This is a genomic window from Vibrio sp. 1249-1 (assembly GCF_033340495.1).
In genome coordinates this window covers 1-850 of record NZ_JAWOWJ010000307.1, presented here as the reverse complement: position 1 = coordinate 850, position 850 = coordinate 1, and the positions used below count along the sequence as shown (strand labels likewise).

Annotated in this window: 1 protein-coding gene; it reads left to right on the top strand. The window is 45.1% G+C overall.

Going from position 1 to position 850, the window contains the following annotated elements:
- A partial coding sequence (locus R7Z50_RS26030; protein ID WP_318149545.1) for a DUF6363 domain-containing protein occupies positions 1-850 on the top strand: 850 nt, incomplete at both ends.

Sequence of the window (850 nt, the reverse complement as noted above, 5' to 3'; positions counted from 1 at the left end):
ATCTTTTCCGCTACATTCGTAAGCAACAATACTTGAGTCTTGAGTGGGCGCTAGAAAGAATCCAAGATTTTCCTTACAAACTGGATCTCGATTTAGGGCGTAAGACCTTGGCTGGAAGAGGGGCGTTTGCAGCCGTTACGAACGTGGAAAATTTATCCGATCAGTATTTGCCGATTCTTGGGGATGATTGGTTCCACACCATGCTAGCCACTTGTGCGATTCCTAAGTTGTACCATGGCCCTGTCGATGTAAATGGGCAAAAGTTTGTGGATGGTGGTGTATCAGCCTCGATTCCGGTTCAAGAAGCGTGGCGACAAAATGCGCGCAACATTATTGTGATTCGCACAGAACCCTTCTCTGAGATAGAGGCGAGGGCGCAAAGTGAAATCGGAGACGTGCCAGTAGAATGGTATCGCGAATCCATAAACTCGGTGCAGCAATCTTGGCAACAAAAAGTCAGCCAATGGAAGTCTGACTGGACGTCTTTCTTCCAACAAAAAATTAATACTGCGCACCAGTCTAAGTTAACTGGGAAAATGCTTCTCAACGGTGGTCGTTGGTTATTTGGTGCTGATAATTTGTATCGATTAAGCCATTTGATTGGTGAGAATTTTGATTCTGGCTTGGCCGATATGCTGATGATTCACTATCAGACCTTTGAGCTAACGCAGGCGTTTTTATCAAACCCACCGGACGACACGTTTATTTTGCAAATTGCGCCCAAAGAGGGCTTGAAATCTTCTTCACTCCTGAGTGAACCAGAAGCGTTAGAGCATGATTATCAATTGGGCTTGCAAGCCGGGTTTAATCTGGTTCAGTTATACGATCAACTGAATATGGATCTTGAAGG